General features: G+C 67.1%; 21 protein-coding genes. 5 read left to right on the forward strand and 16 right to left on the reverse strand.

Annotated elements, in window-relative coordinates; genetic code table 11:
- Positions 1 to 42: 42 nt before the first annotated feature.
- Together miaA and mutL are read right to left on the reverse strand one after the other, a co-directional pair.
- Positions 43 to 1002: a tRNA (adenosine(37)-N6)-dimethylallyltransferase MiaA gene (gene miaA / locus CLM73_RS04460; RefSeq protein WP_105237475.1), complete on the reverse strand. Its 960-nt coding sequence runs from the start codon at positions 1000 to 1002 to the stop codon at positions 43 to 45.
- Between the two features lies 1 nt (position 1003).
- Entirely contained in the window at positions 1004 to 3013 is a 2010-nt protein-coding gene (mutL, locus tag CLM73_RS04465; protein ID WP_105237476.1) for a DNA mismatch repair endonuclease MutL, read from the reverse strand.
- A 99-nt stretch (positions 3014 to 3112) separates the two neighbouring features.
- Between mutL and CLM73_RS04470 the strand changes: the two genes are divergently transcribed.
- Positions 3113 to 3751, forward strand: coding sequence for a VTT domain-containing protein (locus tag CLM73_RS04470; protein ID WP_105237477.1), 639 nt, complete (start codon positions 3113 to 3115; stop codon positions 3749 to 3751).
- Between the two features lie 100 nt (positions 3752 to 3851).
- Here CLM73_RS04470 and CLM73_RS04475 read toward each other — a convergent pair whose 3' ends face one another.
- The gene (locus tag CLM73_RS04475) at positions 3852 to 5234 is read right to left on the reverse strand and encodes an N-acetylmuramoyl-L-alanine amidase (protein WP_158685825.1); all 1383 of its coding nucleotides are present in this window, start codon (positions 5232 to 5234) and stop codon (positions 3852 to 3854) included.
- Positions 5162 to 5701 carry a tRNA (adenosine(37)-N6)-threonylcarbamoyltransferase complex ATPase subunit type 1 TsaE gene (gene tsaE / locus CLM73_RS04480; RefSeq protein ID WP_105237478.1) on the reverse strand — a complete coding sequence of 180 codons (540 nt, stop codon included), beginning with the start codon at positions 5699 to 5701 and terminating at the stop codon, positions 5162 to 5164. Before tsaE ends, CLM73_RS04475 begins: the two co-directional genes overlap by 73 nt.
- Before the next feature lie 161 nt (positions 5702 to 5862).
- Between tsaE and fumC the strand changes: the two genes are divergently transcribed.
- Positions 5863 to 7260 carry a class II fumarate hydratase gene (fumC, locus tag CLM73_RS04485; RefSeq protein WP_105237479.1) on the forward strand — a complete coding sequence of 466 codons (1398 nt, stop codon included), beginning with the start codon at positions 5863 to 5865 and terminating at the stop codon, positions 7258 to 7260.
- Positions 7261 to 7329: 69 nt separating this feature from the next.
- Here the strand turns inward: fumC and CLM73_RS04490 are convergent, their stop codons facing one another.
- On the reverse strand, positions 7330 to 8229 hold the full coding sequence (locus CLM73_RS04490; RefSeq protein WP_105237480.1) for an AEC family transporter: 900 nt from the start codon (positions 8227 to 8229) through the stop codon (positions 7330 to 7332).
- 242 nt (positions 8230 to 8471) lie between these two features.
- Between CLM73_RS04490 and CLM73_RS04495 the strand changes: the two genes are divergently transcribed.
- Positions 8472 to 9464: a tripartite tricarboxylate transporter substrate binding protein BugE gene (locus CLM73_RS04495; RefSeq protein ID WP_105237481.1), complete on the forward strand. Its 993-nt coding sequence runs from the start codon at positions 8472 to 8474 to the stop codon at positions 9462 to 9464.
- Positions 9465 to 9575: 111 nt separating this feature from the next.
- On the opposite strand, the gene CLM73_RS04500 is transcribed toward CLM73_RS04495, so the two are convergent.
- Positions 9576 to 10496, reverse strand: a complete 921-nt coding sequence (locus CLM73_RS04500; RefSeq protein WP_105237482.1) for a LysR family transcriptional regulator — start codon at positions 10494 to 10496, stop codon at positions 9576 to 9578.
- A gap of 135 nt (positions 10497 to 10631) precedes the next feature.
- Between CLM73_RS04500 and ggt the strand changes: the two genes are divergently transcribed.
- The gene (ggt, locus tag CLM73_RS04505) at positions 10632 to 12395 is read left to right on the forward strand and encodes a gamma-glutamyltransferase (protein WP_105237483.1); all 1764 of its coding nucleotides are present in this window, start codon (positions 10632 to 10634) and stop codon (positions 12393 to 12395) included.
- A 9-nt stretch (positions 12396 to 12404) separates the two neighbouring features.
- Here ggt and CLM73_RS04510 read toward each other — a convergent pair whose 3' ends face one another.
- The 4 genes from CLM73_RS04510 to CLM73_RS04525 all read right to left on the reverse strand — a co-directional run bounded on the left by CLM73_RS04510 (position 12405) and on the right by CLM73_RS04525 (position 17879).
- Positions 12405 to 13796, reverse strand: coding sequence for an APC family permease (locus CLM73_RS04510; RefSeq protein ID WP_105237484.1), 1392 nt, complete (start codon positions 13794 to 13796; stop codon positions 12405 to 12407).
- 191 nt (positions 13797 to 13987) lie between these two features.
- Positions 13988 to 15115: a CaiB/BaiF CoA transferase family protein gene (locus tag CLM73_RS04515; RefSeq protein WP_105237485.1), complete on the reverse strand. Its 1128-nt coding sequence runs from the start codon at positions 15113 to 15115 to the stop codon at positions 13988 to 13990.
- A 14-nt stretch (positions 15116 to 15129) separates the two neighbouring features.
- Positions 15130 to 16110: a Bug family tripartite tricarboxylate transporter substrate binding protein gene (locus CLM73_RS04520; protein WP_105237486.1), complete on the reverse strand. Its 981-nt coding sequence runs from the start codon at positions 16108 to 16110 to the stop codon at positions 15130 to 15132.
- Positions 16111 to 16178: 68 nt separating this feature from the next.
- Positions 16179 to 17879, reverse strand: coding sequence for an acyl-CoA dehydrogenase family protein (locus CLM73_RS04525; protein WP_105237487.1), 1701 nt, complete (start codon positions 17877 to 17879; stop codon positions 16179 to 16181).
- Between the two features lie 122 nt (positions 17880 to 18001).
- Between CLM73_RS04525 and CLM73_RS04530 the strand changes: the two genes are divergently transcribed.
- Entirely contained in the window at positions 18002 to 18922 is a 921-nt protein-coding gene (locus CLM73_RS04530; RefSeq protein WP_105237488.1) for a LysR family transcriptional regulator, read from the forward strand.
- 3 nt (positions 18923 to 18925) lie between these two features.
- Here the strand turns inward: CLM73_RS04530 and purU are convergent, their stop codons facing one another.
- The 6 genes from purU to CLM73_RS04560 form a co-directional block, all read right to left on the reverse strand.
- Positions 18926 to 19780, reverse strand: coding sequence for a formyltetrahydrofolate deformylase (gene purU, locus CLM73_RS04535; RefSeq protein WP_105237489.1), 855 nt, complete (start codon positions 19778 to 19780; stop codon positions 18926 to 18928).
- 40 nt (positions 19781 to 19820) lie between these two features.
- Positions 19821 to 20930 (reverse strand): NAD(P)/FAD-dependent oxidoreductase, encoded by a 1110-nt coding sequence (locus CLM73_RS04540; protein WP_105237490.1) that lies wholly within the window; start codon positions 20928 to 20930, stop codon positions 19821 to 19823.
- The gene (locus tag CLM73_RS04545; RefSeq protein WP_056568991.1) at positions 20927 to 21451 is read right to left on the reverse strand and encodes a flavin reductase family protein; all 525 of its coding nucleotides are present in this window, start codon (positions 21449 to 21451) and stop codon (positions 20927 to 20929) included. The genes CLM73_RS04540 and CLM73_RS04545 overlap by 4 nt, the downstream gene beginning before the upstream one ends.
- 68 nt (positions 21452 to 21519) lie before the next feature.
- Positions 21520 to 22149, reverse strand: coding sequence for a pyridoxamine 5'-phosphate oxidase (gene pdxH, locus CLM73_RS04550; RefSeq protein WP_105237491.1), 630 nt, complete (start codon positions 22147 to 22149; stop codon positions 21520 to 21522).
- Positions 22150 to 22264: 115 nt separating this feature from the next.
- On the reverse strand, positions 22265 to 22921 hold the full coding sequence (locus tag CLM73_RS04555) for a gamma-glutamylcyclotransferase (protein WP_105237492.1): 657 nt from the start codon (positions 22919 to 22921) through the stop codon (positions 22265 to 22267).
- 2 nt (positions 22922 to 22923) lie between these two features.
- Positions 22924 to 24132, reverse strand: a complete 1209-nt coding sequence (locus CLM73_RS04560; protein WP_105237493.1) for an MFS transporter — start codon at positions 24130 to 24132, stop codon at positions 22924 to 22926.
- Between the last annotated feature and the right edge of the window lie 187 nt (positions 24133 to 24319).

The following is a 24319-nucleotide window of genomic DNA, read 5'->3' on the forward strand; positions in this document are numbered from 1 at the left end:
CGGTCATTTTTTTTTGGGGTATCGCGTGCGGGGCGCTGCCCGTCAGTCCGCCAGCGCCACCGCCACCGCGTCGATCGTCTGCGCGACGGCGTCGGCGGCCAGGCAGTCCACGATCACGCGTTCGGGCTGCGCGCGCAGCCAGGTGATCTGGCGCTTGGCGAGCTGCCGCGTCGCCGCGATGCCCTGTTCTCGGGCGGTATCCAGGTCGATCTCGCCGTCCAGGTGTGCCCACATCTGGCGGTAGCCGACGCAGCGCACGGAGGGCAGGCCCGGATGCAGGTCGGCGCGCGCGTGCAGGCCGCGCACTTCGTCGAGCAGGCCCTGGCGCAGCATGGCGTCAAAGCGCTGTTCGATGCGCGCGTGCAGCGCGGCCCGGTCCGAGGGTTCCAGGCTGATGGTCAGGTAGCGGTTGGCGTCGTCGTCCGGCTTGCGCTCGGCCCGCTGCAGCAGTGCCGACATGGGCTGCCCGGCAAGCTGACAGATCTCCAGGGCGCGCTGGATGCGCTGGCTGTCGTTGGGCGCCAGGCGCGCGGCGGTGACGGGGTCCAGCGCCGCCAGCTCGGCGTGCAGCGCGGGCCAGCCCAGGCGGGCGGCGCGCGCTTCAAGTTCGGCGCGCAGGGCCGGATCGGCCTGCGGCAGGTCGTCCAGGCCGTCGCGCAGCGCCTTGTAATACATCATGGTGCCGCCCGCCAGCAGCGGAATGCGGCCGCGCGCGCGGATTTCACCGATCAGGCGCAGCGCGTCGGTGCGGAATTCCGCGGCCGAGTACGACTGCGCGGGATCCAGGATGTCCAGCAGATGCTGCGGCACGCGCGCCTGCTCATCCGCCGAGGGCTTGGCCGTGCCGATGTCCATGCCCCGGTAGATGGTGGCCGAGTCGACGTTGACGATTTCGAGCGGCCAGCGCTCGGCCAGCGCCAGCGTGGACGCGCTCTTGCCGGCCGCGGTGGGACCGGCCAGGCAGATGACCGGGAGCGATGCGGGAGATTGGGCAGACGGCAAGCTACTGTCCGCGCAGAAAAAGCTTGTCCAGGTCCGACATGGACCACTGCACCCAGGTGGGCCGCCCGTGGTTGCACTGGTCGGCCCGTTCCGTGGTTTCCATCTGGCGCAGCAAGCCGTTCATCTCTTCAAGCGTGAGCTTGCGGTTGGCGCGCACGGACCCGTGGCAGGCCATGGTCGAGAGCAGTTCGTTGCGCTGTTCGGTGAGCAGACGCGAGACGCCGACGGCGCCCAGATCGCGCAGCACGGCGCGGGCCAGGGTTTCGATGTCGCCGCGCGCCAGGATGGCCGGCACCGACCGCACGGCGATCGAGGTGGGGCCGGATGGGCGCATCTCGAAACCCAGGTTGTTCAATTGTTCTTCGAACTCCTCGACCAGCGCCACATCCTTTTCCTGGGCGTGGAACACCACGGGCACCAGCAGATCCTGGCGCGGCAGGCTGCGCGCGTCCAGGGCCTGCTTGAGCTGTTCATAGACCACGCGCTCGTGGGCGGCGTGCATGTCCACCAGCACCATGCCGCGGCGGTTCTGGGCCAGGATGTAGACGCCATGCAGTTGCGCCACCGCCATGCCCAGCGGGTGTTCCTCGTCGGCGGGCAGCGCGGCGGGCGCCGGCGACGGTTCACGCAGAGGCGCGGCGCGGGCCGCGGTGTCGTCGGTCAGCGGGCGATAGAGCGATTGCCAGTCGGCGGCGGGAATCCCGGCCGGTTCGGCGTGCAGGCGGAACGGAACCTGAGTGTGCGGGCGCTGGGCGGCGGGCGAGGGGCGCAGGCCGTAGGGGGCGCCGTTGCCGGAGCCGCTCGCGCCAGAGTAAGCGTTGGCGTTCGAGCCGCCGGCCGTGGCGCCATTCATTCCACCACTCATGCCCCCATAGCCCTGGCGCGGCGATTCCATCGCGGGCGGCGTCGCCGGGCGGTCAGCCGTGGCGGCGGAATCGGCCGGGGCCGCTTCGCCCGCCGGACGCGCCACGGTTTCGAATTCGGCGTCTTCGGCATGCCCCGCGGGCGCCACGGCCGAGGATCCGCCCATCTGGGCCAGCGTCTGGCCGACCGCATGCGAGACAAAGCGGTGCACGGCGCCGCTATCGCGGAAACGGACCTCGTGCTTGGCCGGATGCACGTTCACGTCCACGGCGGCAGGGTCGATGTCCAGGAACAGCACGTACGCGGGCTGGCGGTCGCCGTGCAGCACGTCGGCATAGGCAGAACGCAGCGCGTGGCTGACCGTGCGGTCCCGCACGTAGCGGCCGTTCACGTACAGATACTGGCGGTCGGCGCGGGCGCGGGCGGCGGTCGGACGGGTGATCATGCCGGCCAGGCTGACCGTGCCGACCGAATGCGACAGCAGCAGCCCGTGCTCGGCGAACTCGGCGCCCAGCACGTCGCGGATGCGCTGCGGCGGGTCGGCCGGCAGCCACTGGCGCTGCGCGCGGTCGTGGTGGAACAGGCGAAAGGCGATCTGCGGATGCGCCAGCGCGATGCGCTCCATGGCGTCGACGCAATGGCCGAATTCCGTGGCTTCGGACCGCAGGAACTTGCGGCGGGCCGGCACGGCGTCGAATAGCTGACGCACGTCGACCGTGGTGCCGGGCGGGCCGGACGCGGGGCCGACCTGCATGCTGCCCGCGTCGATCTGCCAGGCATGGTCGCCATCGCGGGTGCGGGAAATGATGGAAACCTGAGCCACCGACGCAATCGACGCCAGCGCTTCGCCGCGAAACCCCATCGAGGCCACCGATTCCAGCTCGTTCAGCGAACGGATCTTGCTGGTGGCGTGGCGGGCCAGCGCCAGCGGCAGCTCTTCGGGCGGGATGCCGCCGCCATCGTCCGTGACGGCGATGCGGCGGATGCCGCCGCCTTCGAGGCGGACCTCGATGGCGCGCCCGCCCGCGTCAATGGCGTTTTCCAGGATTTCCTTGAGCACGGACGCGGGACGCTCGATGACCTCGCCAGCGGCGATCTGGCTGATCAGCAGGTCGGGAAGCGCAAGGATGGAACGACGTTCGGTCATGTGGCCCAGATCTTATGTAGCAGTGCGGACGATTTTAGCGTCATGCCCCGGTCGGCTATAGTCGCTGACAAATTCCCATCGGATATCGGGGCCGCTTCAATGCTTGAGTTTTTCAATATGGTGCTCCACATCGACCAGACGCTAGGCCTTTGGGTCGAGCAGTACGGCGTGTGGGTGTATCTGGTGCTGTTTCTCATCGTCTTCGCGGAGACGGGGCTGGTCGTGCTGCCCTTCCTGCCGGGCGACTCGCTGCTGTTCATCGCCGGGGCCTTCGGCGCGACGGGGCATATCGACCCCGTCATGATATCGGTGCTGCTCATCATCGCCGCCGTGACCGGCAACTCGCTGAACTACGCCATCGGCCGTTACATCGGGCCCCGGGTGTTCTCGATGAACCTGCGTTTCCTGGACCGTGGCGCGCTGATGCGCACGCACGCGTTCTACGAAAAGCACGGTGGCAAGACCATCGTCATGTCGCGCTTCATCCCGGTGGTGCGCACCTTTGCGCCGTTTGTGGCGGGCGTGGCCGAGATGTCGATGGCGCGCTTCCAGCTGTTCAACATCACGGGCGCGCTGCTGTGGGTGATCAGCCTGGTGGCGGCGGGTTACTTCTTTGGCAACATCCCGATCATCCGCGATCACCTGAACACCATCGTCCTGGTGGGCCTGGCGGCGGCCATCGTGCCGGTGGTGGCCGCGGGCGTCCTCAAGCTGGTGCGCGCGCGCCGGACGCAATAACGTCCGCGCCACGCTTGAAACAAAAAGGCGATGCGCCCGAGGGTGCATCGCCTTTTTTCATGGGCCGGGATATGAACCCCGGCATGTGTCCTGAACCCGTCTAGCTCACGTCGCCCAATCGCGCCAACGGCGGATTCGCCGTGAAGTAACGCTGGATGCCGGTCATCATGGCTTGCGCCAGCTTGTCCTGGTGCGACGAACTGCGCAGCAGCGCTTCTTCCTGCGGATTGCTGATGAAGGCGGTCTCGACCAGCACCGAGGGGATGTCAGGCGCCTTCAGCACGGCAAAGCCAGCCTGCTCGACGCTGTTCTTGTGCAGACGGTTGATCTTCTTGATCTCGTCCAGGAAGGCGTTGCCGACCTTGAGCGAATCATTGATCTGGGCCGTGGTGGACAGGTCCAGCAGCACCTTCGCGACCTGGCGGTCGTGGCTGCCCAGGTTGACGCCGCCGATCAGGTCGGCCGCGTTTTCCTTGTCGGCCATCCACCGGGCCTGCGCGCTGGTGGCGCCGCGCTGGGATAGCGCAAACACCGAGGAGCCGTTGGCGGTGGGCTTGACCCAGGCGTCCGCATGGATGGAGATGAACAGGTCCGCGTGCACCCGGCGGGCCTTTTGCACGCGCACGTGCAGGGGCACGAAGTAATCGTCGTCACGCGTCAGGTAGGCGCGCATGTAGGGCTGGCTGTCGATCAGCGCCTTCAGGCGCCGCGCGATGCGCAGGACCACGTCTTTTTCGCGCAGCCCGGATTTACCGATGGCGCCCGGGTCTTCGCCGCCGTGGCCGGGATCCAGCGCGATGGTCAGCATGCGCGGCTTGCCGCGGCTGGCGGTGGCGGGGGGCTTGGGCGGGGTGGGCAGGGCGGGCGCCGGCTGCTGGCCGCGCACGCGCGGCGGCTCGGGCGGGTCCGCGCGGGTCACCGGATTGCGCTGGATGTCTTCAAGGATGCGCGCCAGCGGATCGTCCACGTCGGGACCGCTGGACTTGTTCAGGATCGCGATCAGCGGATCCTGCGCGATCTTGGGATACAGGTCGAGCACCAGGCGGTACTGGTAATCGGCAACCGGCTTGAGCGTGAACACCTGCGGCGCCACGGGCTGCTTCAGGTCGAACACCAGCCGCACCACGTTCGGGCGGTTCTGCGCCACGCGCAGGCTTTGAATGTAGGGATCGTCGGGCCGGACCTTGGAGACCAGGTCGTTCAACGCGGCGCTGATGGTCAGTCCCTCGATATCGACCACCAGGCGGTGGGGATTTTCGAGGGTGAATTGTTCGGCCTTGAGCTCGCTGTCGAGTTCCAGCGTGACCCGGGTGTATTCGTCGGCCGGCCAGGTCCGGACGGCCAGGATCGTTGCGGCCTGCGCCAGCCGAGGCACGACCGGCAGGACGAGCAGGGTGGCGGCGACGCTGATCAGGCGTCGGCGGGTGGCGCCTGCCGAGGGGAGGGCGCCGTCAGGGGCGGGGGGACAATCGCGTTCAACCATGTTTGTCCTCGGGCGGTGTACGCGGTCAGGGTGGCGTCACGTCCGTCGCCTGCATAAACCAGGCAGATCAGCAGATCGGGCGGGGGCAAAAGACCTTCCGCCCGCTCCGGCCATTCGATCAAAACGACTGCGTCGTCACGCAGTAAATCTCGGAATCCTGCGTCCAACCATTCACGCGCGTCACTAAATCTATAAAAATCAAGGTGATAGAAGTATAAGTTAGAAACTTTATAGGATTCAAGCAGCGCGTAGCTTGGACTCTTGATTCGGCCTGTGATGCCGCTTTCCCGCAACAATGCCCTGGAGAAGGCCGTCTTTCCTGCTCCGAGGTCCCCTTGAAGGTGAATACATGCGCCTGGCAGGCCGGTTTGGGCGCCGGTCACCATGGGCGCAAGCTGGCGTGCCAGCGCCTCGGTGGCGGCTTCGTCGGGCAGGTGCAGAGTCAGGGTGGCGAGAGGGGCGGACATGGCGCGGGAGCAGTGGTAAAAAACGAGGATCGGAGCACAGATGGGAGCAATTATAGGAATGCGGGTTTCTGCTAACCTATAACGATTGCTATTCTCAATAATGTCGCAACTGGCGGCTTCCCGCCGCCCGCGACTGACGCCGCCACGGAGTTGTACGCGCCATGAAGACCCGGATCGAAAAAGACACGTTTGGCCCCATCGAGGTGCCGGAAGACCACCTGTGGGGCGCCCAGACCCAGCGCTCCCTGCATTTCTTCGCGATTTCCACCGAAAAGATGCCGGAACCGCTGGTCAATGCGATGGCGCGGCTCAAGCGCGCGGCGGCCAAGGTCAATGCCGACCTGGGCGAATTGGACGCCAAGATTGCCGACGCGATCATGCGCGCTGCCGACGAGGTGGTCGCGGGCAAGTGGCCCAACGAGTTTCCGCTGTCCGTCTGGCAGACCGGGTCGGGCACGCAAAGCAACATGAACATGAACGAGGTGCTGGCCAACCGCGCCTCGGAACTGCTGGGCGGCGTGCGCGGCGAAGAGCGCAAGGTACACCCGAACGACCACGTCAATCGCGGGCAGTCGTCGAACGACACCTTCCCGACCGCGATGCACGTGGCAGCCGCCGTGGAAGTCGAGCACCGCCTGCTGCCGTCGCTGAAGGCGCTGCGCGCCACGCTGGCGGCCAAGAGCGCCAAGTACTACGACATCGTCAAGATCGGCCGCACCCACCTGCAGGACGCCACGCCGCTGACGCTGGGCCAGGAACTGTCGGGCTACGTGGCGCAGCTGGATCTGGCCGAGCAGCAGATCCGCGCCACGCTGCCGGGCCTGCACCAGCTTGCCATCGGCGGCACGGCAGTGGGCACCGGCCTGAACGCCCACCCCCAATTCAGCCCCAAGGTGTCGGCCGAACTGGCCCATGCCACCGGCACGGCGTTTGTCTCGGCGCCCAACAAGTTCCAGGCGCTTGCTTCGCACGAAGCGCTGCTGTTCGCGCACGGCGCGTTGAAGTCGCTGGCGGCGGGTCTCATGAAGATCGCCAACGACGTGCGCTGGCTGTCGAGCGGTCCGCGTTCGGGCCTGGGCGAGATCAGCATTCCCGAGAACGAGCCGGGCAGCTCGATCATGCCGGGCAAGGTCAACCCGACGCAGTGCGAAGCCATCACGATGCTGGCCGCGCAGGTCCTGGGCAACGACGTGGCCATCAACATCGGCGGCGCCAGCGGCAACTTCGAGCTGAACGTCTACAAGCCCCTGGTCATCCACAATTTCCTGCAATCGGTGCGTTTGCTCACGGACGGCATGGCCAGCTTCGACCAGCATTGCGCCGCGGGTATCGAGCCCAACCACGAGCGCATCGCGGAATTGGTGGATCGTTCGCTGATGCTGGTGACTGCGCTGAATCCGCACATCGGCTACGACAAGGCCGCGCAGATCGCCAAGAAGGCGCACAAGGAAGGCCTGTCGCTGAAGGAATCGGCGCTGGCCCTGGGTTTTGTGACCGAAGCGCAGTTTGCCGAATGGGTCGTGCCGGGCTCGATGACGAACGCGCACAAGCCGTCGTAAGCCGCCCCGCGTTACCTGCGCCATGAAGATGGCCGCCCTTGCCGGGGCGGCCATTTTTTTGCGCGAACGCTAGCCGCGGCCTGCCAGCAGCAGCCACATCGGAATCGTGACCGCCGAAAACAACGTGCCCAGCGAGATCAGCACGGCCACCATGCGGCCGTCGCCGCCCATGCGCATCGCCAACACGTACGCGGCCGACGCCGTGGGCAGCGCCGCAAACAGCAGCAGCATGCGCGCTTCGAGCGGGGGCAGGTTGAGCAGGTGCGCCACCAGCAGCGCGACCGCGGGCAGCGCGACCAGCTTGACCGCCAGCATCCACGCGATCAGCGTGCCGTAGCCCTTGCCGCCTTCCCAGGCCAGGCTGGCGCCCACGCAGATGATGCCCAGCGCAAGCGCAGCGGCGCCCAAGCGCGCGAACACCGTGTCGACGGGGCCGGGAAGCTGCAATCCCGCCAGATTGCAGGCCAGGCCGAGCAAGGTGGACGTTACCAGCGGATTGCGCGCGAGCTCGCGCAGGAGGTTGCCGCCGCTGTGGCGCGCCAGGCCGTAGACGGCGGCGATGTTGGCCATGGGCACCGCGAAGCCGACAATCAGCGCCATGACGGTCTGACCCTGCGCGCCCGCCAGGCTGGCCGCCAGCGCCAGGCCGATATAGGTGTTGAAGCGGTATCCGCATTGCGCGGAGGAGGCCAGGCCCAGCGACGAGGGCCGCAGCGCCAGGCCCGCCAGCCACGCCATTGCCACGCCGGCCGCCACGACCGCCGCGGTGGCCTGCAGCAGCAGCGCCGCATTGCCCGCCGTGATGGGCGTGCGCAGGATCGATTGGAACAGCAGCGCGGGGAACAGCACGAAGTAGACGAGGCGTTCCGTGCCGGCAAAGAACTCGCGTGAGAAACCCAATTTGTGACGTAGCGCCCAACCTAGCGCGACCAGCATGAAATCGGGGAGAACCAGGAGTGCTACAGACATAAAGGCGTGGGTTTTCGTCTGGCGCCGGGAGGCGTCCGGCGCGCTATGCGGGTGTAAGCATTTGCTGCTATTCTCCGTCATTCTGGCGGGCGCGTGTGCCACAAGCAACCTATAAATGCGGCGTGTAAACGCTGCGCACAAGCAATGCGCCCGCACCGTTATCTGCTGGTCCGTCTACAGGCGGGCACATCACACAACGGTCCGTCTACACACGGGCTCGCAATCTTGGAGGAAACACAACTATGAATAAGGTCCGCTCCCTGGCAGTGGCCATCGCCCTTGCTACCGGTGCTGCCGGCACGTTGGGCGCTTCGGTCGCGCACGCCGCAGACAAGTACCCCAGCAAGGCCATCCGCGTGATCGTTCCGTTCGCGCCTGGCGGTTCCACGGACATCATTGCGCGCCTCGTGACGCAGCGCATGAGCCAGGAACTCGGCCAGCCGATGGTCGTTGAAAACAAGGGCGGCGCCGGCGGCGCCATCGGTGCATCCGAAGCCGCGCGTGCGCCGGCGGACGGCTACACGCTGTCCATCGCCACCGTCTCCACGATGGCCGTGAACCCGGCATGCCGTCCGAAGGACCTGCCGTACGATCCGATCAAGGACTTCCAGCCGGTCACCAACTTCGCCAACACCGCCAACGTCGTGGCCGTGAACCCCAAGTTCCCCGCCAAGGACTTCAAGGGCTTCATCGAAGAGCTGAAGAAGAACCCGGGCAAGTATTCGTATGGCAGCTCGGGCACCTGCGGCGTGCTGCACCTGATGGGCGAATCGTTCAAGATGGCCACCGGCACCGACATCGTGCACGTGCCCTACAAGGGTTCGGGCCCGGCGCTGGCTGATGCCGTCGGCGGCCAGATCGAAATCCTGTTCGACAACCTGCCGTCCTCGATGCCGCAGATCCAGGCGGGCAAGCTGAACGCCATGGCCATCGCGTGGCCCGAGCAGATCGGCACGATGAAGGGCGTTCCGACCTTCAAGGATGCCGGCTTCCCCGTGCTGAACCAGCCCGTCTGGTATGGCCTGTTGGCACCCAAGGGAACGCCGATGGAAGTCGTGAACAAGCTGCGTGACGCCGCCGTCGTGGCCCTGAAGGACCCGAAGGTCATCAAGGCGCTGGACGAGCAAGGCTCGGCGCCGTCGGGCAACACGCCGGAAGAGTTCGCCAAGGAAATCCAGGAACAGTTCAACTGGGCCCAGGACGTCGTGAAGAAGCAGAACATCAAGCTGGACTGATGCTGCGCGGGGCGGCACAGTCTGCCCCCATCGACACAACAACGGGCGCCTTCGGGCGCCCGTTGTGCGTTGTGCGTAGTGCGTTTTGCTTTGCCGGCCGCGCGCGGCTTGTCAGGCCGGCGTGTCCAGGCCTTCCAGCAGCGCGGCGCAGGCCGCGCGCAGGCGTTCGATCAGGTCACGATGCAGCGCCGACAGCGGATCCTGGTTGCGCGTCATGATGCTGATCGGCACGCGCAGGGCGGGTTCCAGGCGGCGCAGCGTCATGCCCGGCCGCAGCATCGCCCGCGCGGTGATGGCGTCGACGATGGCGTCGCCGCAGCCTGCATCGACCAGCGCGCAGGCCACGTAATGCGTCTGCACCTGGATCGCGACCTGCGGCGCCAGGCCCTGCGCGTCCAGCGCCAGTTGCAGCAATGCCCCGGACGCGTCGCCCGCGTCCAGCACGATGAGCGTGTCGCCGGATTCGGTGGCATCTGCTGCGTCAGCCAGCGCCGACAGCCTTAGCGGCCCCTGCCCGGGCTTGCGGCTCAGGTGCACGAGTTCCGTGTGCCCCAGCCCCATGCGTGTGAGGCCGGGATAGTCGTTGGTGTCGAACGTGATCGCCAGGTCCAGCTCGCGCGTCAGCAGCCCTTGCACCAGCTCGGCGCTGTGGTGCGTGTGGATGTCGAAGGTGATGCCGGGCTGCGCATTGCGGCTGTCGCGTACGACGCCGGGCAACAGGCCAAGGCCGAGCGCCGGCGCGCAGCCCAGGCGCAGATGGCCGTTGGGACGGTCGCGCAGGTTGGTCGCCAGCCGGCGCACGCTGTTCAGGTCCTGGCTCAGCCGCGCGATCTCGGGCGTGAGGATCTCGGCCTCGCGCGTGGCGACCAGCCGGCCCTTCACGCGGTCAAACAGCTTGAAGCCCAGTTGGCTTTCCGCATGCGCCAGCAGCTTGCTGGCGGCGGGCTGCGAAATGTGCAGCGCGGCGGCGGCTTCGGTCAGGGATCCGGTGCGGCGGATCGCTTCGAATATCTCGATGTGGCGCAGGCGCATGGCGCAGATGGGGGGGATCCGAAACCGCGATTCTAAGCCGGATGGCGCGCACCGGGCGCCTGCCGCGCGACAGCGGCGCGGCCCTTTGACTATCATGGACGCCAGCCGGGTGTCCGGCGATCACCGGAGCCATCCATGCGCCTACGCCGCCACGCCGCCCTGCTGCTCGCCGCCGCGATAGCCGGCCTGCCGTTCGTTTCCGCCAGCTGGGCGCGCACGCCGCCCGCTGCCGAGGACATCAATCCGGAAGCCGCCAGTGGCGTCCAGGCCCGCCAGCTGGTGCGCGCGCCCCATTTCATGATGGTGTCGGCCAATCCGCTGGCCAGCCGCGCGGGCGAAGCCATGCTGCGGCGCGGCGGCAGCGTGGTGGACGCCGCCATTGCGACGCAGCTGGTGCTGAACCTGGTCGAGCCGCAATCGTCGGGCATCGGCGGGGGCGCGTTCATGGTGCTGTACTCCGCGGCGGACAGCCAGATCCGCACCATCGACAGCCGCGAGACCGCGCCCGCGGCCGCGCGGCCCGATCGCTTCCTGGATGCCGAGGGCAAGCCGCTGCCGTTTGTGCAGGCCGTCAACAACGGCATGTCGGTGGCGGTGCCTGGCCTCTTGCGCGGCCTGGAACTGGCGCACAAGGCGCACGGCAAGCTGCCGTGGGCCGATCTGTTCCAGCCGGCCATTGAATTGGCGGAATCGGGCTTTGCGGTGTCGCCGCGTTTGCATTTGCTGCTGGCCGGCAACAAGGCGCTGCCGCAGCAGGCCGCGGCGGCCGCGTATTTCTATGCGCCGGACGGGACGCCCTGGCCGGTGGGCCACGTGCTGAAGAACCCGGAATTCGCACGCACGTTGCGCGCGGTCGCAACGCAAGGCGCTGATGCGTTCTATCAGGGCGACATCGCGCGCGACATCGTGGCCGCCGTGCAGGGGCACGAGAAGCCGGGCGACCTTACCCTTGCGGATCTTGCGGACTATCGCGCCAAGCCGCGCGATCCCGTGTGCGGCGCGTATCGCGGCTACCAGCTCTGCGGCATGGGCCCGCCCAGCAGCGGGCCCATCGCCGTGCTGCAGATGCTGGGCGAGCTGGAGCAGTTTCCGCTAAGCAGCTACGCGCCCGGCACGGCGCAGGCGGTGCATTATTTTTCGGAAGCCGGCCGGCTGGCCTTTGCCGACCGCGATTTCTACGTGGCCGACCCGGACTTCGTGCGCGTGCCGGTGCGCGCCTTGCTGGACCCGGCGTATCTGCGCGCGCGCGGCGCGTTGATCCAGCCGGATCGCAGCATGAAGGTCGCGCTGCCGGGCGACCCGGAAGGCAAGCTGCTGTCGCTGGGCAAGGACAATGCGCTGGAAGTGCCGTCCACCAGCCATCTCGTGGCGGTTGACGCGCAAGGCAACGCGCTCACCATGACGACCACCATCGAAAGCGAATTCGGCAGCAAGATCTTCGTGCGGGGTTTTCTGCTGAACAACGAGATGACGGATTTTTCATCGTCGTTCAAGGACCCCGAAGGCCGGCTCGTCGCCAACCGCATCGAACCGGGCAAACGCCCGCGCAGTTCGATGGCGCCGATGATGGTGCTACGCGATGGCAAGCCCTACCTGCTGGTGGGCTCGCCGGGCGGCAGCGCGATCATCAACTACGTCGCAAAGACGCTCGTGGGCGTGCTGGACTGGAATCTCGATATCCAGTCGGCGATCGACCTGCCCAACTTCGGCAGCCGCAACAAGGAAACCGAATTGGAAAAGGGAACGGCGCTGGAAGCGCTGGCGCCGGAACTGGAGCGCATGGGACACCCGGTGCGCATCACCGAGTTTCCCAGCGGCATCCACGGCATCGTCATCGATGCGAAGGGCCTGGAGGGCGGCGCGGACCCGCGCCGCGAAGGGCTGGCGGTGGGCGGCTGACGCCACGCATCATTCCAGCGCCGACGGGTCCAGTTCCATCTTGGCCTCGCGGCGCCGCGCCAGCCAGGTCACGAACCACATGACCACGCCCAGCAGCAGCAGCCAGCCGGCGACCTGGTACTGGATCACGTCACGGCCCGTCAGCGGCGTCACCAGGAACAGGCATGCCGCGGCGCCCAGCCACGGGACGATGCGGTTGATGGAGAAGTGCTTATGTTCGACCTTGTCGCGCCGCAGCACCAGCACCGCGACGTTCACGAAGGCGAACACGCCCAGCAGCAGCAACGCGGTGGTGCCGCCCAGCGCGCGGATCGCCTGCGAGTCGGTCAGCGAGACCAGGATGATGAGGCCGAAGGCCAGCGCCGTCGTGAACAGGATGGCCGTCCACGGCGTCTGGTTCTTGCGGTGCACGTGCGCCAGGAAGGACGGAAGCACACCCTGGCGCGACATGCCGTACAACAGGCGGCTGGCCATCATCATGTTGATCAGCGCCGAGTTCGCCACGGCGAACATCGAGATGATCGGCATGATGTACTCCACGGGCAGATCAGGCGCGGCGCGCTTGACCACCAGCACCAGCGGCGTGCTGCTCTTGGCCAGTTCGCCCACCGGCACCAGCGCAACGGCGCAGATCGACACCAGCACGTAGATGACGGCCGTGATGCCCAGGCCGGTCAGCATGACCTTCGGAAAGATACGGCTGGGATCGTGCGTCTCTTCGGCCATGTTGACCGAATCCTCGAAGCCGACCATGGCGAAGAACGCCAGCGCCGTGGCCGAGGTCACGGCCAGGAACACGCTCTTGTCCTCGGGCGTGTCGAATGCGACGACGCGCGAGAAGTCCGCTTGGCCGTCTGACATCGCATAAAAGCCCAGCAGGATGACCATCAGCAGACCCGACAGCTCGATCAGCGTGAGCACGACGTTGGCGCGAACGCTTTCAGTCGCGCCACGAAAATTGACCAGCATGACCAGCGTCATGAAGCCCAGCGCGCCAAGCGTGATCCAGTGCTTTTCGGCCTCGATGCCCATCGCGGCGAACAGGTTGGCGGCAAAGGCCTGCGAGGCGGTGGCCGCGGACGTCAGGCCGGAACACATGACGGTGAAGCAGACGATGAACGTCAGGAAGTGCAGGCCGAACGCCTTGTGGACGTAGAGCGCGGCGCCCGCGGCGCGCGGGTATTTCGTGACAAGTTCCAGGTAGGACAGCGCGGTCAGGAGCGCCACGCCGAAGGCGACCAGGAACGGCAGCCATGCCGCCCCGCCGACTTCCGCGGCCACTTGCCCTGTCAGCGCGTAGACGCCGGTGCCCAGGATGTCGCCAACAATGAAAAGCAGCAGCAGCTTCGGGCCCATCACCCGTTTGAGCTGACCGTGGTCTTGTGAGTCGTTCGTGGCCATAGTCTTTTATTTCCTCTTATGTGGCTCGCCTTTTATGTGGCTCGGGAAAGCGTGCAGATGCGACGCGAGGTGCAAAAAAAGTCTACGGCGGCAATCGGGCGGCTTGCTGAAACCAAATGTCTAAGTTGTTGCGAGGGGGGGAGCGCGCAAAAAAAAGCCCGGCGGGCGCCGGGCGGGTCATCGATGCGCGGTCAGTCCTGGCCGGCGGGCGGCGCCAGGTCCGGCGGCAGCTTGCGCAGCGTGGCGGGCGTGCGCGACAGCTTGATGGGCGAACCCACTCCCTTGTAATCGCCCTGTTCCAGCACCATGCCGCGGTGCCGCGTATGGGGATGCGCGAGCGCCTGGTCAACCGTCTGCACGGCGGCGGCGGGCACGCCGGCGCGCAGCAGCTGGTCGGCAAGCGCGGCGGCATCGTGGCGGGCCAGCAGGACGGTGAGATCGTCGCGCAGGGCCTGGCGATGGCGCAGGCGGTCCGCGTTCGTGGCGTAGCGCGCATCCGCCGACAGCGCCGGCGCATCCAGCGTCTGCGCCATCATCGCAAACTGGCGGTTGTTGCCCACGGCCAGGAAGATCGGGCCGCTGGCGGTGGGCAAGGTTTCGTATGGCGCGATGTTCGGGTGCGCGTTGCCGCTGCGCTGCGGCACCTTGCCGCTGTAGAAGTAATTCGGCGCATGCGGGTGCAGCAGCGACAGCGCGCAGTCGTACAGCGTGATGTCCAGGAACTGGCCCAGCCCGCTGCGCGTGCGCTCGTTGAGCGCCAGCAGGATCGCCACCGCCGCGTTCAGCCCCGTCACCATGTCCACGACCGGCAGGCCCACGCGGGTCGCTTCGCCGTCCGCATCGCCGTTCACGCTCATCAGCCCGCACATCGCCTGCGCGCAGGCGTCGTAGCCGGGCAACCCGCCCAGCGGGCCGTCCGATCCGAAGCCGCTCACGCGGCAATGGATCAGCGCGGGGAAGGCCGCCTTCAGGTCTTCGTAGCCCAAACCCCACTTTTCCAGCGTGCCGGGCTTGAAGTTTTCGACCAGCACGTCGGCGTCGGCCAGCAGGTGGCGCAGCAGTTCCTGCCCGGCGGCCTGCGACAGGTCCAGCGTCATGCCGTCCTTGTTGCGGTTCACGCCGACAAAGTACGAGGCCGTCTCGCCCAGGAAGGGCGGGCCCCAGCCGCGCGTCTCGTCGCCGCCGGGCGGTTCGATCTTCAGCACGTCGGCGCCGTGGTCGGCGAGGATCTGCGTGCAGTACGGACCGCCCAGCACGCGCGACAGATCGATCACCTTGCAGCCCGCAAGGGCGCCAGCATTGGGTAGGGTGTGAGCCATGGGCATTCTTCGCGTCAGTCGATGGAAACGTTGGCGCTCTGGATCAGCTCGCGCCACTTGGGGACTTCGGTGGTGATGAAGGTGGACAGGCCCTGCGGCGTCTTGTCCTGCGCTTCGACGATGCCCTGCATGCGCAGCGTCTGCTCGATCGCGGGATCGGACAGCGCCGTCTTGAAGGCCTGGTTCAGCGTGTTCACCACGTCGGCCGGCGTGTCCTTGGGCGCGACGATGCCGAAGAAGACGCTGACGTCATAGCCCTTCAGGCCTTGCTCGGACAGCGTCGGCAGCTCGGGCAGCGCATCGGAACGCTGCGCGCTGGCCAGGCCGATGGCGCGCAGCTTGCCCGCCTTGATGTAGGGCAGCGCGGTCAGGATGTCGGTGAACGACATCGACACCTGGCCGCCCAGCAGGTCGTTCAGCGCCGGGCCGGTGCCCTTGTACGGGATGTGCATGATCTTGGTGCCGGCCATGCGGTTGAACAGGATGCCGGCCAGGTGCGACGACGCGCCGTTGCCGGACGAGGCGTAGCTCAGCTTGTCCGGGTTCTTTTGCGCGTAGGCGATCAGCTCCTGCATGTTGTTGGCGGGCACCGACGGATTCACCACCAGGATGTTGGGCAGGTGGCCGATGCGGATGATGGGCGCGAAGCTGGTCTCGGGGTTGTAGTTCTGCTTCTTGTACAGGCTGATGTTGATGGCCAGCGGGCCGGACGTGCCGAACAGGATGGTGTAGCCGTCGGGCTTGACGGAGGCCACGTATTCAGAGCCGATGTTGCCGCCCGCGCCGCTGCGGTTTTCGACGATGACGTTCTGCTTGAGCGGCTCGCGCAGCTTTTCGGCCAGGCGGCGGGCCAGCGCGTCGGTGGGACCGCCGGGCGGGAAGGGCACGACCAGCGTGACCGGCCGCGCGGTGGGGTAGGCGTCTGCGGCAACGGCGGGGGTGGCCGCTATGACGGCGGCGGCCGCCAGGAACAGAGGGGTGAAATAGCGTTTCATGCTTGTCTCCAGTGGATGGCGCGCCGGCTGTGCCGCCGGCGTCGGGTTACTGCGGGATGTCTGACGGGCTACAGCGCGTACTGCAGGATGGCCTGGCAGGCCGCGCTTTCGTCAGGCGGGATGGCATAGGGATCGCGCGGCGCCAGGCGGTGCAGCAGCACCTGGTCGGCCAGTCGCGCACGGCTTTCCAGGCCCGTTCCGGTGGCTTCCCAGCGCAGCGCGGCCATGGACACCGCGTGATACAGCAGCGATGCGGCCTGGCGCGCCAGCTGCGCATGGTCGCCTTGCGCGGCGTGTTCCGCCAGCGCGTAGGTCTTTTCCAGGGCGCTGGCCTGCATGTCGACCAGGTCGGGCGGGCAGGGCGCGCCATCGGCCAGCAGGCGGTCGATGTGGCTGCGCAGCGCGGGCAGGGAGTTCTCTTTCTTGATGGCGCGCAGGACATCCAGCGCGACGATGTTGCTGGTGCCTTCCCAGATGGAGCCCAGATGCGCGTCGCGCACCAGGCGGGCGTCGGTGAATTCCTCGATGTAGCCGCAGCCGCCGCGCACTTCCATCGCGTCGCCGGTGACCTTGCGCGCATCGCGGCAGGCGCGGAACTTGATCAGCGGCGTCAGGATGCGCGCCAGCGCGGGGTCCGCCGCGCCCTGATCCGCGTCGGCCAGCGCGCGCGCCGTCTGGAACATGACGCTGCGCGCCTGTTCGGCCCACACGATCATCTTGACGAGCTGGCGCTGCATCAGCGGCATGTCGATCAGCCGCTTGCCGAAGGCGCGGCGGTGCTGCGACACGTAGACGGCTTCGGTGACGGCGCGGCGCATCAGGCCCGCTGCGCGCATGCCGTTGGACAGGCGCGAGTTGTTGATCATGTCGGCCATGTGCTTGAAGCCGCGGCCGCGTTCGCCCACCAGCCATGCCACCGCGCCTTCCAGGCGGATTTCGCCGCTGGCCATGGAGCGCGTGCCCAGCTTGTCCTTCAGGCGCAGGATGCGGTAGTGATTGTGCGTGCCGTCCGCCAGGTCGCGCGGCAGCAGAAAGAGCGACACGCCCTTCAGGCCGGGATCCGTTTCGCTGCGGGCCAGCACCATCGCAAAGCCGGCATCCGGGTTCGAGCAGAACCACTTGTCGCCGTGAATGCGCCACGTGCCGTCGTCCTGGGCCTCGGCCGTGACTTCCGTGGCGCTGACATCCGAGCCCGCGCCCTGTTCGGTCATGAACATGGCGCCCTGGCGCAGCGTGTCGAAGTCCTGCGACGTCACCTGCGGCAGCACGCGCTCGACCAACGCCGGGTCGCCGAACTTGCGCAGCGTGCGCGCCAGCGAGTCCGTCATGCTGACCGGGCAGCACAGGCCGAACTCTGCCTGCACGAAAAGATGGCTGAGCGCGTATTTGGCGGCCGCAGGCATGGGCTCGGGCCAGCCGAGCACGCCGCCCCGATGGGACAGCGCGGCAAGGCCGAACTCGCTATAGGCCAGGCGTTCCAGTTCGACGTAGGCCGGATGCTTGTCGATGCGGGACTCATCCGTGCCGGCGCGGGTGCGCACGGATAGCGTGGGCGGATGCTTGTCGGCCACGGACGCCAATTCGTCCATCACCCCGCCCGCCAGTTCGCCCAGCCGGCTCAGGTGCGGCAGCAGATGCGCGTGCAGGGCGGGCGGCAGGTAGCGGCGGCTCAGCGCCTCGGCGTACGGGTCGGCGCTGAACAGGTTCAGCCCGCGGGAATCCGGGACGGGCGTGGCGGTGGCGGCAACGGGCAAGACGGGGGTATCCATGGCGGCATCCGGGTCGGGACGGGAAGATGCCCCTATGTTGCGGGGCTTGATTCATCTACTCAAATACTGTTTTGATGTAGATCAATCCAAAACAAATATAGATGGGCTGTAAGGAGGGACATATGGACTTGGAACCCCGGCTGCTGCGCTACTTCATCGCCGTGGCCGAAGAGCGCCATTTCAGCCGGGCGGCGGCGCGCCTGCACATCTCGCAGCCGCCGCTCAGCTATGCGATCCGCCAACTTGAGGAAAACATCGGCGCGCGCCTTCTGGCCCGAACCAGCCGGCATGTCGAGCTGACCGACGCCGGCCAGGCGCTGTACCACGAGGCCGTGATTCTGCTGCGCCAGGCCGAGGAGGTCCGCACGCTGGTGCGCCAGGTGGACGCGGGCCTGCGCGGCCGGCTGCGGATCGGCTTCGTGGGGTCGATGCTGTACCGGGGCCTGCCCGCGCTGCTGAACGCCATGCGGACCGAACTGCCGGACGTGGAACACGTGCTGACCGAGCTGAACTCGCATGACCAGATCGAGGCGGTACGGCGCGGCGAGCAAGATCTGGGCTTCATCCATGCCAATCCCGTGCCGGACGGCGTGCAGGCGCGCGATCTGATGGCCGAGCCCTTCGTCGTGTGCCTGCCTGACGGGCATCCGCTGGCGCAGCGCACGTCGCTGCGGCTGGCGGAGCTGGCAGACGATGACTTCGTCTTCTTCGCGCGGGCGGCTTCGCCCAGCTATTACGAGACGGTGCTGGCCATGTGCGTGTCGGCCGGCTTCATGCCGGCGATCCGGCACGAGGTGCGCCACTGGCTGAGCGTGGCGTCGCTGGTGTCGCAGGGACTGGGGGTGTCGATCGTGCCGGCGTGCCTGTCGCGCAGCGGGCTGGCGGGCACGCGGTTCATTGCGTTTGAACACGAAGCGCGCTCGATCAGTCAGGTGATCTGGCCCGATGCGGCGCGTTCGCCCTTGCAGGAGCGCGCGGTGGCCTTGGTGGCGCAGGCGTTTCCGCCGTTGCAACCGCCCGCCGCGGTCCCGTCAAAGGCGTGAGGATCAGCGGAACACGACGGTCTTGTTGCGGTTCAGCAGGATGCGGTGTTCGACGTGGCTGCGCACGGCGCGCGACAGCACCAGGGATTCGATGTCGCTGCCGACCTGCGTCAGGTCCTGCGCGGTCATCGTATGGTCGACGCGTTCGATGTCCTGGTCGATGATCGGGCCTTCGTCCAGGTCCGAGGTCACGTAGTGGGCCGTGGCGCCAATGATCTTCACGCCGCGCGCGTGCGCCTGGTGGTAGGGGCGCGCGCCCTTGAAGCTGGGCAGGAAGCTGTGGTGGATATTGATCGCGCGGCCGGTCAGGGCGCGGCACATGTCCGCCGACAGAATCTGCATGTAGCGGGCCAGCACGACCAGATCGATGTTGGCTTCGTCGACGATCTTGAGCACCTGCTTTTCCTGTTCCAGCTTGGTGTCCGGCGTGACCGGCAGGTGGTGGAACGGGATGTTGTAGGTGGCGGCCAGTGCGGCGTAATCGTTGTGGTTGGAAACGATGGCGGCCACTTCGGCATGCAGATGGCCGCTATGCACGCGGAACAGCAGGTCGTTCAGGCAGTGGCCTTGCTTGCTGACCATGATCAGCAGGCGTTCCTTGCGGCGCGCGTCATGCAGCTTGAGCTCCATGCCGTAGTCGGCGGACATCGCGTCCAGGCGGGCGCGCAGGTCGTCGGCGGCCACGCTGACCGGCAGGTCGAAGTGCACGCGCAAAAAGAAGCGGCCGGTCTCTTCGTCGCCGAACTGCTGCGAATCCAGGATGTTGCAACCCAGTTCGAACAACAGGCCGCTGACGCGGTAGACGATGCCGGTGCGGTCGGGGCAGGACAGGGTCAGGATGTAGTCGTTGTGCTGCATGGCGGAATGGCTGAATGAGAAAAAGGGGGGCGGGCGGAGATCAGGCGGACAGGCGCGCCAGGGTTTCTTCCGCCAGGGCCAGGCTGGAGGTCAGCCCGGGGGATTCAATGCCGAACAGGTTCACGAGGCCCGGCACGCCGTGCACGGCGGGACCCGCGATGACGAAGTCGGCGGCTGGCTCGTGCGGGCCCGAGATCTTGGGCCGGATGCCCGTGTAACCGGGCGCCAGCGCGTCGTCCGGCAAGGCCGGCCAGTAGCTGCGGACGGCTTCGTAGAACACGTCGGCGCGGGACGGGTCCAGCGTGTAGTCCTCGGTGCCGACCCATTCGGTGTCGGGGCCGAACTTGGCCTGGCCGCCCATGTCCAGCGTCAAATGCACGCCCAGGCCGGCGTGCTGGGGCACCGGGTAGATCAGCCGCGAGAACGGCGCGCGGCCGGACAGCGTGAAATAGCTGCCCTTGCACAGGTAATCGGTGGGGATGCTGGCCGCCGGCACGCCTTCGATGCGCCGCGCCAGGGCGGGCGCCTGCAGGCCGGCCGAATTGATCAGCACGTTGCAGGTCAGTTGCATGGCGTCGTCGCCGCCGAATTGCAGCTCGAAGCCGCCTTCAGGACGCACGCGCCCCGACACGAGCGGCGTATGGAAAACGCACTGGGCGCCCGCGTTTTCCGCATCGCCCTGAAAGGACAGCATCAGCGCGTGGCTGTCGACGATGCCGGTGGACGGCGACACCAGCGCGGCGGTGCATTGCAGCGCGGGCTCCAGGCGCATGGCTTCTTCGCCCGAGATGTACTGCAGGTCGTCCACGCCGTTGGCGCGGGCGCGCTGGGCGATGCCTTCCAGTTGCGTGGCCTGCTCGGAGCTGGTGGCGACGATGAGCTTGCCCAGCCGCTTGTGCGGCACGCCGCGCTCGGCGCAGTAGGCATACAGCAGGTGCTTGCCGCGCACGCAGAGCCGCGCTTTCAGGCTGCCGGCGGGGTAATAGATGCCGGCGTGGATGACTTCGGAGTTGCGCGAGCTGGTGCCGGTGCCGATGGCCTCGGTGGCCTCGGCCACCAGCACCTCGCGGCCGGATTGGGCCAGCGCGCGGGCGATCGCCAGCCCGACCACGCCGGCGCCGATGACGACGCTATCGACGTCGACGCTCATGATTTGGCCTTTTCGGCGCGCGTGCCGGCCGGCGTCAGGTCGAAGCCGCCGGCGTGAAACACCAGGGGCGGCTCGCCACTGTGTCCGCAACGTTCGACTTCTCCGACCATGATGACGTGATCTCCCTCGACATAGCGGCTGCGGCTGCGGCATTCGAACCAGGCGGCGCAGTGGCCGTCCAGCATGGGCGTGCCGCCCGGCGCGTAGTGCACCTGCAGCCCGGCATAGCGGTCCGGCGTCTTGCCGGTTGCAAAACGCCGGGCCAACGCGATCTGGTCCGCGCTCAGCACGTTCACGACGTAGCGCTCGCACTGTTCGAAGGCTTCCAGCGACGACGAGCCCAGCGACAGGCTCCACAGCACCAGCGGCGGGTTCAGCGAGACCGAATTGAACGAGCTGACCGTCAGGCCGATGGGGGCGCCGTCCAGGCCGGCGGTCGTCACGACCGTCACGCCGGTGGCGTAACGGCCCAAAGCGGTGCGAAAGAAGACGGAATCGAAATCAGGGGAGGAGGCGGACATGCAGTAGACAGTTCGGTCGGGCGCGGGAGGCGCCCGGCGTGGGGACGCCCCGCGTCGGGGCGCCTGTATCAGGGAGACAGGCGTTCGATCTTCCAGCCCGCGCCGTCCGCGACATAGCGCAGGCGATCGTGCAGGCGGGACGGCCGGCCTTGCCAGAATTCAAAGGCGGTGGGCTTCAAGCGATAGCCGCCCCAGTGCGGCGGACGCGGCGGCTGTTCGCCGAAACGTTCGCGGAATTCCTTTTCGCGGGCTTCCAGCTCTTCACGGGTGATGGGCTGGCTTTGGCGCGAGGCCCAGGCGCCGATGCGCGATCCGGTCGGGCGGCTATGGTAGTAGGCGTCCGATTCCTCGGCCGCCACCTTTTCCACCACGCCTTCGATGCGGACCTGGCGCTCCAGCGGCTGCCAGAAGAACAGCAGGCCGGCGCGCGGCTCGGCTTGCAGGTCCAGGCCCTTGCGCGATTCGTAATTGGTGAAGAACGTGAAGCCTTGGTCGTCAAAGCCCTTGATGAGGACAATGCGGGCGCTGGGCTGGCCGCTGGCATCCACCGTCGCCAGGGTCATGGCGTTGGGTTCCGGCACCTTGGCCGCCAGGGCCTCGTCGAACCAACGGGTGAATTGCTCGAACGGAGAGGGGGCGGCCTGGCTTTCCAGGAGCACATTCTTTTCGTAGCTTTGACGCAGATCAGAGACGGACATGGTCTTAGGGGTTCAGCGTTGATAACAGGGAGTTTATACCGCCTGGAAGACCGGCCCCCCATTGACCCCGCGCAGGCCCCGGACAAGTTCGCCGCGCCTGCCTGTCCGCCCGGCCTCAGGGACCCTCGGGCAGCGGGTGGCCGTCCAGTTCAAGCCGGCGGGCGATCGCGTCGAGCCGGGCATCGTGAATACCGGCGGACCGCAGGGCCTGGGCGGTCTGCACCACGTAGTCCGTGCACGGGCCGTAGCGTCCTGCCGCACGGCGCACGATCTCCAGCAGTTCCGGCTCGGGCAGGGCGCGGATATAGGCGGGATTGCTGCGGTTCATGATGAAGACCAGCGCGCGGACGACCCCTTCATCCGTCGCGCAGTTGATCCAGCGGGGGAGGTAGGCGCCCGTGGACATCTCGCGTTCCCAGAGGGCAGGAAAGTAATGGGGGACCTGGTCGCCGGCCAGGCGGTAGACCACGCCCCGGCAGGAACCGCCGCGGTCCAGTCCGAACACCAGGCCCGGACATTCGGGCGTACCCCGGTTCACCCGCGACCACAGGCACAGCGCGCGGTGGTGGCCGCGCAGTGTGGCCAGGCGCCGCTCCTGGAAGTCGAAATCCGGACGCCAGATCAGGGATCCGTACCCGAATACCCATACGTCTTCCCCCGCCTGCCTTTGTTTGAGCGCGTCGTCGAGCGAGGCTTGGCGTTCTTCTGCCGTCCACAGCCGGAAGGGCAAGGACGCGCCGGAGATGTCAGAGGGGGAGGACTGCTTGTTCACAACTACGTTTTCCGTTCAGGCTCGTGCGGAGGATTTCGATTGGCCCAGCCCCCGGCCATCAACGCCACGGAATAGGCCCAGAAAAGCGGGGCAACGCCAATTACCGCACCCAGCGCGCCGAAGGTCAACGGCAGGGACACCTGCGAGCCGTTGATCAGCGCCATGCGCAGGCCCACGGCCTCGGCGGCGCGGCCCGGCGGCGAGTATTGGTGCAGCAGGGACAGCATGCTGGGCTGGCAACAGCCCAACGCCAGTCCCAGGATGAAAGACAGCACGATCAGGACGGTAACGTCGGTGAACAGCGGGTAAAGCATGAAATCGATGGCGGCCGTGGCCATGGCCACGCGCACCAGCGTCCACGACCGGACCCGGCGCTGGATAAGCGGCAAAGCCAGCCGGATAACGAAAGTTGCCGCCGCGAACGAGGCAAGAATGACGCCGATCGTGGTGGCGGACAGCCCGATCGCCACGCCGAAGATCGGCACGACGAACAGATGGGTATCCCACGCCCCGGACAGAATGGTGTTCACCATCAGGATGCGGCGCAGCGCGGGCACGGCCAGCAACTCGGTCACCCGGCGGCGCTGGGCCTCGCGCACGCCGGTGATGGCCGCGTCGACGGCTTTCAATTGATGGCGCAAGACATATAGACCGATCCCCGACAGCAAGGGACCAACCGCGAGAATGCCAAAGGCCGTGCGTGTGCCCAGGTGGTCGATGGCCAGGCCGGCGATCAGCGGACCGGAAAAACCGGACCCAGCCAAGGCGAGGGACATGAATGAAAAATTGCGCAGCCGCTGCTCGGGTTCGGCGTGGCCCAACAGATCCTGCGTGGCCACCTGATGCAGCATGAACCCGATGCCGATACAGCAGGACGCCACCAGCAGGGCGGACTGCGTCTGGGAGATGGAGGGCAATAGCGTGCCGAAGGCGACCAAAGTGGTGCCGATGACGAGCGGCCGCACGATTCCGACCCGGTCCACCCACCGTCCCGCGCGTACCGAAAACAGCATCGGCAACACGGCGAACACCGCGACCAGCGTGCCGACCGTGAACGTGGACAGCCCCATGTGCAGCGCCGTCAGGGAAACGGTGATCCGTCCCCCGGTCAGCGCCACGTGATTCATCATTGCCAGCAGGCACAAAAGCACCGCCCCGGAAAATTCCGGGGAACTGGATGGCGAAGAGGGGGATCTGTTGGAGGTAGACACGGCTTAACTGCGTTCATTCTGTTCGTAACATCCCGCTATGTCGAGGCGAGGTGTTTTTGCGCTGCAGTGGACAGTGACTAGTCACATTGCGAAGTTAACGGTCTCTACCGGACAAGTCTCGCGCTTATTCGGCAAGATGACGGCACGTTCGCGGCAGGTGGGGTAAAACGGTTCCGCAACAGTCTTG

This window comes from Achromobacter spanius (assembly GCF_002966795.1).
Lineage (GTDB): Bacteria > Pseudomonadota > Gammaproteobacteria > Burkholderiales > Burkholderiaceae_B > Achromobacter > Achromobacter spanius_D.